The organism is Ilumatobacter sp. (assembly GCF_965215205.1).
Lineage (GTDB): Bacteria > Actinomycetota > Acidimicrobiia > Acidimicrobiales > Ilumatobacteraceae > Ilumatobacter_A.
In genome coordinates this window covers 3092890-3106744 of record NZ_OZ244049.1, presented here as the reverse complement: position 1 = coordinate 3106744, position 13855 = coordinate 3092890, and the positions used below count along the sequence as shown (strand labels likewise).

At 71.6% G+C, this 13855-nt stretch carries 11 protein-coding genes and 1 tRNA gene; 5 read left to right on the top strand and 7 right to left on the bottom strand.

Annotation, left to right across the window (positions count from 1 at the left end):
• Positions 1 to 93 precede the first annotated feature (93 nt).
• From ACOOHC_RS14395 to ACOOHC_RS14385, 3 genes are all read left to right on the top strand, one after another.
• A complete protein-coding gene (locus tag ACOOHC_RS14395) occupies positions 94 to 1413 on the top strand; it encodes an MFS transporter (RefSeq protein ID WP_420451099.1) in 1320 nt (439 codons plus the stop codon).
• A gap of 107 nt (positions 1414 to 1520) precedes the next feature.
• Entirely contained in the window at positions 1521 to 3200 is a 1680-nt protein-coding gene (locus ACOOHC_RS14390) for a DNA-3-methyladenine glycosylase 2 family protein (protein ID WP_420451098.1), read from the top strand.
• Positions 3197 to 3859, top strand: a complete 663-nt coding sequence (locus ACOOHC_RS14385) for a methylated-DNA--[protein]-cysteine S-methyltransferase (RefSeq protein ID WP_420451097.1) — start codon at positions 3197 to 3199, stop codon at positions 3857 to 3859. Before ACOOHC_RS14390 ends, ACOOHC_RS14385 begins: the two co-directional genes overlap by 4 nt.
• 22 nt (positions 3860 to 3881) lie before the next feature.
• Here ACOOHC_RS14385 and ACOOHC_RS14380 read toward each other — a convergent pair whose 3' ends face one another.
• Positions 3882 to 4478 (bottom strand): hypothetical protein, encoded by a 597-nt coding sequence (locus ACOOHC_RS14380; protein ID WP_420451096.1) that lies wholly within the window; start codon positions 4476 to 4478, stop codon positions 3882 to 3884.
• Between the two features lie 114 nt (positions 4479 to 4592).
• On the opposite strand from ACOOHC_RS14380, the gene ACOOHC_RS14375 reads away from it, so the two are divergent.
• Positions 4593 to 5759 (top strand): ABC transporter ATP-binding protein, encoded by a 1167-nt coding sequence (locus tag ACOOHC_RS14375; protein ID WP_420451095.1) that lies wholly within the window; start codon positions 4593 to 4595, stop codon positions 5757 to 5759.
• A 60-nt stretch (positions 5760 to 5819) separates the two neighbouring features.
• Here ACOOHC_RS14375 and ACOOHC_RS14370 read toward each other — a convergent pair whose 3' ends face one another.
• From ACOOHC_RS14370 to ACOOHC_RS14350, 5 genes are all read right to left on the bottom strand, one after another.
• Positions 5820 to 6722 (bottom strand): aldo/keto reductase, encoded by a 903-nt coding sequence (locus ACOOHC_RS14370; RefSeq protein ID WP_420451094.1) that lies wholly within the window; start codon positions 6720 to 6722, stop codon positions 5820 to 5822.
• An 81-nt stretch (positions 6723 to 6803) separates the two neighbouring features.
• Positions 6804 to 7802 carry a carbohydrate ABC transporter permease gene (locus ACOOHC_RS14365; RefSeq protein WP_420451093.1) on the bottom strand — a complete coding sequence of 333 codons (999 nt, stop codon included), beginning with the start codon at positions 7800 to 7802 and terminating at the stop codon, positions 6804 to 6806.
• A 1-nt stretch (position 7803) separates the two neighbouring features.
• On the bottom strand, positions 7804 to 10068 hold the full coding sequence (locus ACOOHC_RS14360; protein WP_420451092.1) for a carbohydrate ABC transporter permease: 2265 nt from the start codon (positions 10066 to 10068) through the stop codon (positions 7804 to 7806).
• Between the two features lie 157 nt (positions 10069 to 10225).
• Positions 10226 to 11617: an ABC transporter substrate-binding protein gene (locus tag ACOOHC_RS14355; RefSeq protein WP_420451091.1), complete on the bottom strand. Its 1392-nt coding sequence runs from the start codon at positions 11615 to 11617 to the stop codon at positions 10226 to 10228.
• Between the two features lie 135 nt (positions 11618 to 11752).
• On the bottom strand, positions 11753 to 12817 hold the full coding sequence (locus ACOOHC_RS14350) for a LacI family DNA-binding transcriptional regulator (RefSeq protein ID WP_420451090.1): 1065 nt from the start codon (positions 12815 to 12817) through the stop codon (positions 11753 to 11755).
• A 142-nt stretch (positions 12818 to 12959) separates the two neighbouring features.
• Here ACOOHC_RS14350 and deoC point away from each other — a divergent pair, with 142 nt between their 5' ends.
• Positions 12960 to 13694, top strand: coding sequence for a deoxyribose-phosphate aldolase (gene deoC / locus ACOOHC_RS14345; protein ID WP_420451089.1), 735 nt, complete (start codon positions 12960 to 12962; stop codon positions 13692 to 13694).
• A gap of 76 nt (positions 13695 to 13770) precedes the next feature.
• Here the strand turns inward: deoC and ACOOHC_RS14340 are convergent.
• Positions 13771 to 13846, bottom strand: a tRNA-Arg gene (locus ACOOHC_RS14340).
• Between the last annotated feature and the right edge of the window lie 9 nt (positions 13847 to 13855).

The following is a 13855-nucleotide window of genomic DNA, read 5'->3' as shown; positions in this document are numbered from 1 at the left end:
CCGGGGGACGTCCCGGCCGGGGGGCCGTGAGGGGGCACGTGACCGTGATCGACGGAGCGGGTGGTGTCGACCTCGATCCGGCAGGATGGCGGGGTGCCCACCACTCCCTCCGCGGCCCCGGACCTGACGTCGCAGCGGAGCCGGACGTACGTCGCTCCGACCGACCGGCTGATCACGGCGCCGTTCCTCGTCGTGACCGTCGCCGGGCTCGGGTTCTTCATGTACATCGGGATCCTGCTCCCGCTGATCCCGCTGTTCGTCGAGGGGCCGCTCGGAGGCGGCGAGTTCGGGGTCGGGCTCAACGTCGCGGTCTTCGCCGTGGCCGCCGTCGCGTCCCGCCCGATGATCGGTCGGCTCGCGAACCGCTTCGGACGGCGGTCGGTGATGGTCGCCGGGGCGCTCGTCGCGGCGTGCGGGGGGCTCGGGATGAGCCAGGCCGGCGATCTCGCGGTGCTCCTCGGCTTCCGCACGCTCACCGGCTTCGGCGAGGCGGCGATGTTCGTGGGCGCGGCGACCCTGGTCGCCGATCTCTCGCCGCGTCACCGCCGGGCGGAGGGGGCGAGCTACTTCTCGGTCGCGGTGTTCACCGGGCTCGGGCTCGGCCCCGTTCTCGGCGAGTGGCTGCTCGACGACGTGCGCTTCGAGCGGACGTTCGTCGCCGGCAGCCTGTTCGCCGTCGCCGCGGCGGCGGTCGCGTTCTTCGCCCCGTCCTTCGTGGTCTCCCCCGACTCCCAGACCGGCCACTCGATCGACGGCGACGGCGAGGAGCGCAGGGGGATCTCGCGGTACGTGCACCCCGCGGCCGTGCTCCCCGGAAGCGTGCTCGCGCTCGGCGTCGGCGGTCTCACCACCTTCTTCCTGTTCGTGCCGGAGTACTCGCGCGACCTCGGGCTCGGATCGTCGGGCGGGTTGTTCCTCGTCTACTCGTTCACGTCGCTGCTGATCCGCATCTTCGGAGCCACGCTCCCCGAGCGCCTCGGTCCGCGCCGGATGGTCACCATCGCGCTGCTCTGCTTCGCCGTCGGGCTCGGCGCGCTGGGAGCGATCGAGGCCACCTGGGTGCTGTGGGCGTCGGCGGCGCTGATCGGGCTCGGCGCCGCGTTCAACTACCCGTCGCTGAACGCGCTGACCGTCAACCGGGTCAGCGACGACGACCGCGCCGCGGCGATCAGCTCGTTCACGATGTTCTTCGAGATCGGGTCCGCGGTGAGCGGTCTCACGATCGGCGGGCTCGGCGAGATCGTCGGCAAGCAGCACGCCTTCTACGGGGGTGTGGTCATGGTGCTGGTCGGGTTGTACGTCCTGCGCGTCCACGTGGTGCCGAGCGACGCATCCGATGCGGGCCCGACCACCTCGTCGCGAGGCGGCGATCGCGGCGCGGCCCCGGCGGCGACGCCGCCCGTGGGTGACTGAACCCCGTCGCGCGGTCCGCGATCGCCCGCTCGTCGGCGACGCCGCCGTCGCGCCGTCGTGTCCGATTCCCGCTCGTCGAGCGGGCGGGGCGCGGTCAGGATGGAGAGGTGCCACCGCTCGACGACGACCGCTGCTACGCCGCCGCGTCGAGCCGCGACGCCCGCTTCGACGGCACCTTCGTCGTCGCCGTCCGCTCGACCGGCATCTACTGCCGTCCGAGCTGCCCGGCGATCACCCCGAAGCGCGAGAACGTCGAGTTCCACCTCACCACCGCGGCGGCGCAGGGACGCGGGTTCCGGGCGTGCAAGCGGTGCGCTCCCGATGCCGCACCGGGGTCGGCCGAGTGGAACGTGCGCACGGACGTCGCCGGACGGGCGATGCGCCTGATCGCCGACGGGGTCGTCGAGCGTGACGGCGTCGCCGGTCTCGCCGCCCGCCTCGGGTACAGCGAACGCCACCTCCACCGCGTGCTCACCGCCGAGGTCGGCGCCGGGACCCTCGCGCTGGCGCGCGCCCGACGTGCGCACGGCGCCCGGACGCTCGTCGAGACGACCGCGATGACCTTCACCGACGTGGCGTTCGCGGCGGGGTTCGGGAGCGTGCGCCAGTTCAACGACACGGTCCGCGAGGTGTACGCCGCCACCCCCTCCGAGCTGCGGCGGGCGGCGCGCTCACGACCGGCACGGGGGCCCTCCGGCGTCTCGCGGGGTGCGACGGCGACCGCCGGCGCCGAGCTGGGCGGGGCGACCTCGGTGACGCTGCGGTTGCCGACCCGCGCCCCGTTCGCGGCGCGCCACGTCCTCGACTTCGTCGCCCGGCGCGCCGTGCCCGGCGTGGAGAGCGCACCCGATCGATCCGCACGGGTCCGGGCCGCACCGCACGTCGGCGCAGCCGCCGGGGAAGGGCCCGGGGCCGGGCTCGAGCCCGACCACCGCCGGATCCTGTCCCTGCCCGGAGGTCCTGGATCGCTCGCGGTGGTGGCGGCGGCCGACGACCACCTGGCGGTGACGCTGCGGCTCACGGCGTGGTCGGATCTCGCGGCGGCCGTCCAGCGCGTGCGACGGATGTTCGACCTCGACGCGGACCCGGTCGCCATCGACGACCACCTCGGCGCGGATCCGGTGCTCGCGGCGCTCGTCGAGGGGACCCCGGGGCTGAGGTCGCCGGGCAGCGTCGATGCGTTCGAGACGATCGTGCGGGCGGTGATCGGCCAGCAGGTGTCGGTGGCCGGGGCGCGGACCGTCGCCGGCCGGCTGGTGGCCCACGCCGGCGTCGAGGTGCCGCCCGACCTCGCGATCGCCGGCGGTCCGACGAGGAGCTTCCCGACGGCGTCCGCGGTCGCCGACGCTCCCGACGACGCGTTCGCGATGCCGCACCGCCGCAGCGACACGATCCGGCGGGTCGCGGCGGCGTTCGCCGGGGGCGACCTCGTGGTCGACCCCGGCTCCGACCCCGGCGAGGTCCGAGCACGGCTGCTCGAGATCGCCGGGATCGGTCCGTGGACGGCGGACTACGTCGTCATGCGGGCCCTCGGGCACCCGGACGTGATGCTCGACACCGACCTGGTCGTCCGCCGTGCGCTGGTGGCGCACGGGCGACCGTCCACGCAGCGGTGGTCACCGTGGCGCTCGTACGCCGTCCACCACCTGTGGGCGGCGGCGGGCCCCCGACCGGAGCCGCCCGCCGCCCCCGTGCGGGGAGGTCGACCGGGCCGACGTCCGCCTGCCACCGCCGCCCCGATGCCCGACCGCCCGACGGATCCCGACGCACCAGGAGGACCGACGTGACCGAAACCCGGCACGACAACCGGCACGACACCCGGCCAGACAACCGGCACGACACCGACGACCCCTCCGGGGCCGCCCCGCCGGACCGGGGGTCGGCGACGGAGCAGCGGAGCAGCGGCGACGACGAGCGGTGCGCGACGACCACGGTGAGCACCCCGATCGGTGCGCTCACGGTGGTCGCCAGCTCGGCGGGGGTGCGGCGTGTGCGGTGGCCCGACGAGGCTCCGACCGATGCCGAGCGAGCGGTCGAGGTCGACGTGAGCGCCGGCGGGACGTCGGACGGGCCACCGGCGAGGGCCCGCGAGATCGCCACCGTGGCGGCGGCTCAGCTCGAGGAGTACTTCGCCGGGACCCGGCGCTCGTTCCACGTGGCGCTCGACGCGGCCGGCACCCCGTTCCAGCGCCGTGCCTGGGAGGCGCTGGCTCGGATCCCCTACGGCCGGACCGTGACGTACGGCGAGCAGGCGGCGGCGATGGGCGATCCCCGGACGGCTCGCGCGGTCGGCGCGGCGAACGGTCGCAACCCGATCCCGATCATCGTCGGGTGCCACCGCGTGATCGGTCGCGACGGATCGCTGACGGGCTTCGCGGGCGGGTTGGAGGCGAAGCGCCACCTGCTCGACCTGGAGCGTCGCGTCGACGGCCTCACCCTGGTGTGACGGCCCCGACGGACCACGCCCGTCAGCGGCCGCGGGCGGCGGCCGACTGGGCTCGTCGAGCGCGCTCGGCGTCCTTCTTGGCGGCCTTCGCGGCCTTGCGCTTCGCGCGCAGCTCGGCCTGCTCGTCCGAGGAGCGCTTGGAGGTGTCGAGCAGGGGAGCGATCTCCACCTCCGGCGCCGGGGGGAGCGCCAGCGTCTCGTCGTTCTTCAACAGGTCGCGGATGATCGCGGACGCCGGTGCCTCGCCGACGACCGTCCCCGCGAGCATGATCCGGGTGACGCCGAGGCGGTGCCGCTCGACGACCCCGGGCAGCACCTCGCGCAGCTGCTCGCTCGAGGGGCTCTCGGCGTGGTCGCCGAGCTGCTCGATCGTGTCCGCCAGGGCGGCGTCGGTGACGATCGCGGCGATCGCCTCCATCCCCCCGTCGATGCGGCCCGTGCGCACCCCGGCGCGCACCCCGTCGACGGACACCTCGTCGACGAAGCTCTCGAGAGCTTCGCGGTGCTCGTCGTCAAGGCGCTCGAGGGCGTCACCCAGGTCGTCGTCCGAGGCGGCCTTGAACGAGCGGTCGAGGAGGCCCAGCGCCTGCATCCGGTTCTTCATCTGGTTGACGGCCATGGCGAGCGACGCTACCGGCGCGCTCTGGGCACCGGGCGGCCGGCCGGTCGCGGTTCCGACGGACGTCACACCTCGGCTACAGTTCGTCGAGGAACCGCAACCGGAGGGGGATCCATGGCAACCGTCACGCTCGATCAGGTGAACAAGGTCTACGAGAACGGGTTCCACGCGATCCACGACCTCGATCTCGACATCCAGGACAAGGAGTTCCTGGTGCTCGTCGGGCCGTCCGGGTGCGGCAAGTCCACGGCGCTGCGGATGATCGCCGGCCTGGAGACCATCTCGTCGGGCGAGATGAGGATCGGCGACAAGGTCGTGAACGACGTGGAGCCGAAGGATCGCGACATCGCGATGGTGTTCCAGAACTACGCGCTGTACCCCCACATGAGCGTGTACGACAACATCGGCTTCGCGCTCAAGCTGGCGAAGGTCCCGAAGGAGGAGATCGACAAGCGGGTGCGCCAGGCCTCGAAGATCCTCGAGCTCGACGCGAACCTCGATCGCAAGCCCGGGCAGCTGTCGGGTGGTCAGCGCCAGCGCGTGGCGATGGGGCGTGCGATCGTCCGCCAGCCGGCGGCGTTCCTGATGGACGAGCCGCTGTCGAACCTCGACGCCAAGCTGCGCGTGCAGATGCGCGCCGAGATCGCCCAACTCCAGCGCGACCTGGCGGTCACGACGGTGTACGTCACGCACGACCAGATCGAGGCGATGACGATGGGCGACCGCGTCGCGGTGCTCAAGGCCGGGTACCTGCAGCAGGTCGACTCACCGCAGCGGCTCTACGACCACCCGGACAACGTGTTCGTCGCCGCCTTCATCGGGTCGCCGTCGATGAACCTCTACGAGGCCACCTTCGAGACGACCGACTCGGGAGGGGTCGTCCAGCTGGGCTCCCAGACCCTCGAGCTGGGCCCCGAGGCGTTCGAGGACCGATCCGCGCTGCGCGGCTACGCGGGCAGGAAGGTGATCGTCGGGATCCGCCCCGAGGACTTCGAGGACGCCTCGCTCGTGGATCGTGACACGACGGGCAAGATCCTGTCCTCCGACGTCACCCTGATCGAGGCGCTCGGGTCCGAGCTGATGGTGCACTTCAACGTGGACGCTCGCACGGTCGACTCCGGTGACCCCGATGCGGTGGAGGAGCAGGAGAACGCGGCGAACGCGGTCGGGCGCTTCAACCCGCGCTCGAGGGTGAAGATGCGCGACAACGCCGAGATCGCCGTCGCGACCGAGAACATGCACTTCTTCGACAGCGAGTCCCACCTGGCGATCTGGGACTGATCCCGGCTCGAGCGGTCCCGGGGTCGTGGCCCCGGTGACCCTCCATCCGGTGACCCTCCGTCAGGGCAGCGCGACGCCCTCGGACGCCTGCACGATCGCGTAGACGTCCGCTCGCCCCAGGTCGACGCCGAGCGCGGCCGTGGTCGAACGGATGCGGTCGGGGTTCTGGGACCCGATGATCGCGATCGGCGCGGTCGGGTGGGCGAGGACGAAGGCGACGGCGATCTGCGAACGGTCGACGCCTTCGCGCTCCGCGAGGCGGTCGAGCTCGGCGATCAGCTCGGGACGCACGCCGTCGCCGGTCGCGAGGCGGCCGCCCGCGAGCGGGCTCCACGCCATCGGCACCACCCGGTGCTCGGCGCACTGGTCGAAGGTCCCGTCGCGCATCGGCGTCAGCTCGATCGCCGAGAACTCGGGCTGGGTCGACACGATCGGGAACTCGAGGTGGGCCTGGAGCGCGGCGAACTGCGCGGGGGTGTGGTTCGACACTCCGACCTCGCGGATCTTGCCCTCCTCGCGCAGGGCGTGGAGCGTGATCGCGACGTCCGCGGGGTGCGCGAACAGATCGGGTCGGTGGATCTGGTACAGGTCGATCACGTCGGTGCGCAGCCGGCGCAGCGACGCCTCGCACGCCGCCCGCAGGTACTTCGGCGACGAGTCGTACGGGGTGGGGGGAGCGATCCCGCCCTTGGTCGCGAGCACGATGCGGTCGCGCAGGCCGGGCGCGGAGTCGAGCACCCGCCCGAGGATCTCCTCGACCTGGCCGAACCCGGTGCCGCCCCAGTCGAACCCGTACACGTCGGAGGTGTCGATCAGGTTCATGCCCGAGTCGAGGGCCGTCTCGAGCAGACGGCGCGCGACGTCGAGGTCGTCGTCGGTGAAGCGCCACTGCCCGTAGGCGATCGGGCCGACCGGCGGGAGGGACCCGAGGCTGCGCTGATGTGACTGGACGAGCGTGCTCACCGGCCCGAACCTACCGGCCCGGCTGCTCGCCGTGATCGTCGCACGGCCGGCGCCCGGCGCCCACGGGCGCCGGGTGGTGGATCAGCCCTTCACCGACCCGGCGAGCAGGCCGCGCACGAAGAAGCGCTGGAGGGCGAAGAACACCAGGATCGGGATGAACGACTGGACGAAGGCGGCCGCCGGGAGGATGTTCTCGTTGCGCCCGAAGTCGCCCGCCAGGTTGGCGATGAGGATCGTCGTCGGCTGGGCGTCGGCGTTCGCCCCGATCATCGTGTTGGCGATGAGGTAGTCGTTCCAGGTCCACAGGAACTGGAAGATCGCGAAGGCCGCGAGCACCGGGATCGACAGCGGCAGGACGAGGCGCCAGAAGATCGTGAAGTGGGCGGCGCCGTCGATCCGGGCGGCCTCGAACACGTCCTTCGGGAGGGCCGAGATGTAGTTGTGCAGGAGGAAGATGGCGAACGGCATGGCGAACCCTGTGTGGGTGAGCCAGACCGCCGTCGTCGTCCCGGCGAGGTCGAAGTCGGGGATCAGGGTGATCGTCTTGTCGAGGCCCGGGAGGGTGAGGCTGGCCCCGTTGTTGAACATCTGCAGCAGGGGGATGAGCGCCACCTGCAGGGGCACGGCGAGCAGGGCGACCGTGGCGATGAACAGGGGCTTGCGGCCGCGGAAGTCGATCCACGCGAAGCCGTAGGCGGCGAAGGCCGCGATGGCGATCGGGATCACGACGGCGGGGATCGAGATGGCCATCGAGTTGAGCAGGGACTTGCCGATGCTCTGGCGCGCCGTGAAGATGTCGGCGTAGTTGCTCCAGGTCCACTCGAACGGGTTGAGCCCGTTCCACCAGCCGGTCGACCGCTGGGCGTCGCGGGTGCGGAAGGAGCTGACGAGCAGGCCGAAGGTCGGGATCGTCCAGATCACGACGATCAGCCAGAGCGCGCTGGCGGGGATGGCGCGGAGCAGGCCGTAGGCCTTGTCGAGGCCGCCGGAGCCGTTCGAGCCGTCGTCGATCGCCCGCTGCGGCCGGGGGAGGTCGCCGGGCGCGCCCTCGTCGGTGGTGACTGTCGAGATGTTGCTCATGTCAGTCTTCCTTCTGCATCTGGCTGATGTTGTAGACCATCACCGGCAGGACCGAGATGAGGATCAGGATCGCGAGGGCGGCGCCCTTGCCCGTGTCACGGAACTGGAACGCCGTGTTGAACATGTCGTTCGCGAGCACCTGGGTGCCGAACTGCCCGTTCGTGATCACCTTGACGATGTCGTAGACCTTCATCACGAGCACGATGATCGTGGTGACGACGACGCCGATCGTGGTGGAGATCTGGGGGAGCGTGACCCGCCAGAAGACCTGGCTGCTGGTCGCGCCGTCCATCTTGGCCGCCTCGATGAGCTCGGTCGGCACGGCCTTGATGGCGGCCGACAGGATGACCATCGCGAACCCGGTCTGGATCCAGATGAGGATGACCATCAGCCAGAAGTTGTTGTACGGCGGCTCCTGGACGAAGAGGATCGTGTCGCCGACGACGGTGCCGTCCTCCTGGACGATGAACCCGCCGATGCCCTGGCCGATGATCCCGGCGTAGCGGACGAAGAGCCAGCCGACGAGGAAGGCGACGATCCCGAAGGTGATCGCGCGGCCCCAGTTGCGCTTGGTGAGCGCGACGCCCACGGTGGCGAGGAGGGCGAGCAGGACGAGGCCGAGCAGGATCGTGCCGATCAGGGTCGGCAGGCCCGAGCCCGTCGACAGCTTGCCGAGGGCGACCCAGATCGCGTTGAGCACGCCCGTCTGGTCCTGGGAGACGTCACGCGGGGCGTAGACGAAGCGCCAGATGATCGACGCGCCGACGAGCGAGATCGCCATCGGCATGAAGATCAGCGACTTCGCGTACTTCTCGCCGATCCGGCCGTCCGCGAGGACCGCCACGGCGAGGCCCATGGCGGTGGAGGAGAAGGTGACGACGACGACCCACCACAGGTTGTTGATGATCGTGCCGCGCAGCGCCGTGAACACCCCGAACGACAGCAGCAGGGCGCCGACGATCAGCGGCCCGCTGGTCGGGTTGCCGAGCTCGACCGCCCGACCCGTGCGCTGCTTCATGATCACGCCGACCACCACGGCGAGGCCGAGCAGGATCGCGCCGAAGACGAACGGGATCGAGGTGAACATGTTCGTCCAGTTCGAGATGTCGAAGCTGGCGGTGTCGTTGAAGATCGCGCCGTAGTTCTCCCCGTCGACGAAGGACTCGGAGTCGGCGTCGAGGAAGGACAGGTACAGGGTGCGCAGGGCGGGGACGACCAGCATCACGAAGGTGAAGAGGAGGGCCGGTCCGAGGAAGATCACCCCGCGCGACTTCAGATCGATCTGGGCCCGCTGCTTGTAGTCGGGGTTCGGGGTGAGGCCGAGTCGGGCACCGATGGCCACCGCCGGGACCGTCGTGGCGATCACCGAGGTGAGGATCGACCCGGCGCCGAGATCGGCTCCGCCCCACGCGCCGAGGATCCAGCCGAGGGCGCCGCCGAGGAGGGCGCCGCCGAGCGGCGAGTTCTTCATCAGCACCGACAGCCCGGCGCCGACGGCGATGCCGGCGGCGGTCCAGATCACGGTCGGCAGGAGGTCGAGGCCCGGGTGGTACCGCTCGCGGACGAGGAGCCCGATCGCGATGCCGATCGCGGCGCCCGCACCGACGCCGACGGCGAGGCGGGTGGAGGGGGCATCGGTGCGGGCCAGCAGCAGGCCCAGCGCCGTGAACGCCGCCGCTCCGACGATCGGGCCGATCACCCAGGTGAGGAAGCCCTCGCCCGATCCGAGCGTGACGCGGTTGCCGTGGAGCACGACGCCGAGGAGGAAGCCGACGGTGCCGAAGGCGATGCCGCTGAAGAGGGCCCAGCGGTGCCGGACCTGGTTGAACAGGATGTTCGCGCCGATCCACAGCGACGCGCTGCCGGCGACGGCGATGAGCACCGTCACCAGCGTCGAGCGGACCTTGGGCTGGGTGGCCGACCACCCGATCACCAGGATCTCGAGCAGGACGAACCCGACCACGGTCATGACGAAGCGGGATTCGCGGATCCCGTTCTGCCGCCGGTCGACGGCGACGACGGTGGCGGCGGCGAGCGCCACGACCACGAGGGCGGCGGTGATCGCCCGCCCGGCCGAGCCCCCGTCGTGGAACCGCGCGACGGCCACCGCGAGGAGGCCGGCGACCCCGGTGACGATCAGGAAGGGTCGCGCATCGAGGGGCGTCCCCACCCGGCCCGTGCCGCCCGTCGCCTCGTCGAGCGACTCGGTCAGGACGTGCTTCGACGCATCGGCCGATTCGGACTCGGTGTCTTCGGTCGTGGTCACGACGCTCCCCTCGATCGGGTCCCCCAGGACCCACGTTGTCTAGCTGTTGGCCATTTCGGGCGTCAACCCGGAACGAGCGAGGGCACCGCCACCTGGGTGACGGTGCCCTCGATTCGTCATCCGTCGACCCGCCGCAGCGGTCCGTCGGAGGTGAGGGTCAGCTGGGCCAGCTGGCCGCGATGTTGGCGGCGGCCTCCTCGGCGGTCTGCTGACCGTTCACGAGCGAGGTGCCCTCCGACCAGAAGGTGCCGGCGCCGACGTCGGCGGGCATCAGGTCCGAGGCGTCGAAGCGGGCGAGCTCCGAGTTGGCCAGGATGTCCAGGAAGCCCTGCTCGAGCGGCTGGTACACCTCCGGGTCCTGCCCCTTGGCGGCGGACAGGAAGCCCGACAGGGCCCCACCCAGGGCCTCGGTCTGCAGCCGCTGGCGGGTCTCGGCGTAGTCGGCGGTGGCCATGTAGTTCAGCACCGCCATCGTGGCCGGGTCGTCGTTGAACGCCGCGGCCAGCGTGCCGGCCGTGAGGACCGGCCTGTCGCCGTTGATGTCGGGGAAGTAGAAGGTGTCGATCGTGTCGGGATCCGACTCGTCCGCGAAGGTGGTGCCCTCGGGGAAGAAGCCGGCGAAGAACGACGCCTGGCGGTGCATCATGCACTGCCCGTCGACGAGGGGCTGGGCGTTGTCGCCGAAGTTGGTCGCCGCGATCGAGCCGCCGGCGGCGAACACGTTCTCGGGCGCCCAGAAGTCGACGACGGCCTGCATCGCCTCGACGATCGCGGGATCGTCGAAGGGGATCTCGTTGGACACCCACTGGTCGTAGACGTCGCCGCCGGACTGGCGCAGCACCATCTCCTCGGTCCAGTCGGTGAACGGCCACCCGGTGGCCTGACCCGACTCGATGCCCACGCACAGCGGGGTGTTGTCGTCGGCGACCATCGTCTCCATCAGCGAGTTGAACTCGTCGATGGTCTCGGGGATCTCGTAGCCGTTCTCCTCGAAGGCGGCGGGCTTGTACCAGACGAGCGACTTGAGGTCGGTCTTGACCGGCACGCCGTACTGCTCGCCGTCGACCTCGCCGTCGGCCTGGTAGCCCTCGTCCCAGAACTCGTCGACGGTCGCGTCGACCTCGTCGCTCAGGGGGACGATGGATCCGGCGCGCGCGAAGTCGGCGAGCTTGCCGGGCTGGGGGAAGATCGAGATCGACGGCGGGTTGCCGCCTTCGACCTGGGTGTTGATGTTGGCCTCCCAGTCGGCGTCGCCGGAGTAGGAGATGTCGATGTTGTTCTCCTCGCCGAACGCGGCGAGGGTGTCCTGGATCGCGATGACCGACGGGTCGTCGCGCTCGGGACCGGTGATGGTCACCTCGGCGCCGTCGAAGTCACCGGTCACGGCGGCCGAGCCGCCCTCGGCGGTGGTGCCCTCGGCGCCGGTCGCGGCCGTGCCCTCGGTCTCGGTCTCGGTCTCGCTGCCGGCCTCGTCGTCGCTCCCGCACGCTCCGGCGACGAGCGCCAGCGCGATCGGGACCGCAGCGAACCTGATGCTGCTCTTCCTCATGGGTCCTCCCCCTTGATGTCGTTGATGCCGAAGTGTTACCGGCATGTAAACGCTTACATACGCGAAGCGCTCCGTCAAGTCACGCGCACGACGCACGCCCGACCGTCGCGCACCCGGGGTGGGGGGAGCGCACGCTCAGCGGTCGGCGCTGCCGGGTCGGGGAGGACCGGTGGTGGACCGCAGGACGAGACCGACGTCGCCGACGAACCGTTCCTCGGGTGCTTCGTCGGGTGCCGGCGAGGCGGATCTCGCGCGATCCCCCCCGGACGTCGTCCGCGACATCGCGTCGATCAGCGCGCGAGCCGCCCGCGCTCCGTGCTCGGCGACGTCCTGGCCGACGGTGGTCAGGTCCACGACCTGGGAGAACTCGTGGTCGTCGACCCCGATCAGCGACACGTCCGAGCCGGGTTCGAGGCCGTGGTCTCGGCACGCCATCAGCGCTCCGAAGGCCATCTCGTCGGACATCGAGAAGATCGCGGTCGGTCGATCGCTCGAGGTGAGCAGCCGCTCCATCGCCTCGCGCCCGCCCTCCATCGTGAACACCCCGTCGGCGACGTCGGCGGCGTCGAGAGCGAGGCCGTGCTCGGCGAGCGCTGACTCGAAGCCCGCACGACGTGCACGGGGGACCTCGCCGCTCATCGGGTCGGGCGAGCTCCCGCCGATCATGCCGACGTGGCGGTGACCGAGGCCGACCAGGTGATCCGCGGCGAGGCGACCCACCAGTCGGTCGTCGATGCCGACCCAGGGGTGGCCGTCGATCCGCGTTCCCACCGTCGCGATCGCGATCCCGCGGGCGACCAGCGAGGCGACCTGCTCGGCGCCGATCGCGAGGTCGACCAGCACCACGCCGTCGGTCCGTCGCTCCAGTCGGCGGGCTCCGGCGAGGAGCCGGTCGCGATCCGCCGGGCTGGCCACCCCGATCACCTGGAACTCGAGCCCTTCGTCGGCCGCGACCGCCTCGGCCCCGGCCACGACGTTGGAGAAGTACCACCCGTCGAGGGCGGGGACGACCACCGACACCGTGCCGGTCGTCCCCGCCGCCAGGCGCGCCGCCGCCGGGTCGGGTCGGTACGTGAGTCGCTCCGCCGCGTCGTGGACGCGGCGGCGGGTGGAGTCGGCCACGTTCGGGAGGCCGCGCAACGCACGGCTGACCGTCGCCACGGACACGCCGGCGTGCACGGCCACGTCCTCGATCGTCACCGATCGCCCGTCGCGCCCGGGAGGGGCGGTGGGCTCCACGGTCGCCCGCGACGTCGGTGTGTCCGAGACGTTCCCCATGTCGCAGCACGAGTGTAAGCGCTTTCATCACCGTGGGCCCGGGTCGGGGCTACCGTCGGGTGACATGACCTCGCGCTCGGGCCTCGCCCATCGGGTCGTCGCGCTCATCGACCTCACCGATCTCGCCGACGATCGTCGGGTGGACGGGATCGACGGCCTCGTCGAGCGCGCCGCGCGCCACGGGTGCCCCGCCGTGTGCGTGTGGCCCGACCACGTGGCGCGCTGCGCCGAGCTCGTCGCACGGCACGGATCCGCCGCTCCGCTCGTCGCGACGGTGGTGAACTTCCCCTCGGGCGAGGCGCCGCTCGAGGCGGTGGTCGCCGAGACCGAGCGAGCGACGGCCGACGGCGCCGACGAGATCGACCTGGTGCTGCCCCGAGGCGCGCTCGGCGCCGGCGACGAGGGTCCGGCGCGCGCCGTCGTGTCGTCGGTGGCCGCGATCGTCCACCGCGCCGGGCGTCACCTGAAGGTGATCCTGGAGACGGGTGAGCTCGCCGACGCGGAGGCCGTGCGCAGGGCGGCGCGCGTCGCCGTCGAGGAAGGAGCCGACTTCGTCAAGACCTCGACGGGCAAGACCGCCACGGGCGCGACCGTGGGCGCCGTCGAGGCGATGATCGACGTGATCGAGGGCGCCGGGCGCACCGTCGGGCTCAAGCCGTCGGGAGGGATCCGCACCCTCGACGACGCCGCGGCGCTGCTCGACGTGGTCGACCGCCGACTCGGGCCGTCGTGGGCGAGCGCGGAGACGTTCCGGTTCGGGGCCAGCGGCCTGCTGGACGCCGCCCTCGCCGAGCTCTGACCCGACGAGCGTCGTGGCGCCGGGCGCCGTCTCGACGAGCGCCGTGTTCGCCGACGACGGGACGGAACCGGTCCCGTGGCGCCCTCGGCAGGATTCGAACCTGCGACACCTGGTTCCGGAAACCAGTGCTCTATCCCCTGAGCTACGAAGGCGTGACGGCG

Excerpts from the sequence above, each read along its gene's own strand:
- ACOOHC_RS14380 (WP_420451096.1), bottom strand. The coding sequence starts at position 4,478 with ATGGCCGTCAACCAGATGAAGAACCGGATGCAGGCGCTGGGCCTCCTC.
- ACOOHC_RS14375 (WP_420451095.1), top strand. The coding sequence starts at position 4,593 with ATGGCAACCGTCACGCTCGATCAGGTGAACAAGGTCTACGAGAACGGG.
- ACOOHC_RS14365 (WP_420451093.1), bottom strand. The coding sequence starts at position 7,802 with ATGAGCAACATCTCGACAGTCACCACCGACGAGGGCGCGCCCGGCGAC.
- ACOOHC_RS14355 (WP_420451091.1), bottom strand. The coding sequence starts at position 11,617 with ATGAGGAAGAGCAGCATCAGGTTCGCTGCGGTCCCGATCGCGCTGGCG.
- deoC (WP_420451089.1), top strand. The coding sequence starts at position 12,960 with ATGACCTCGCGCTCGGGCCTCGCCCATCGGGTCGTCGCGCTCATCGAC.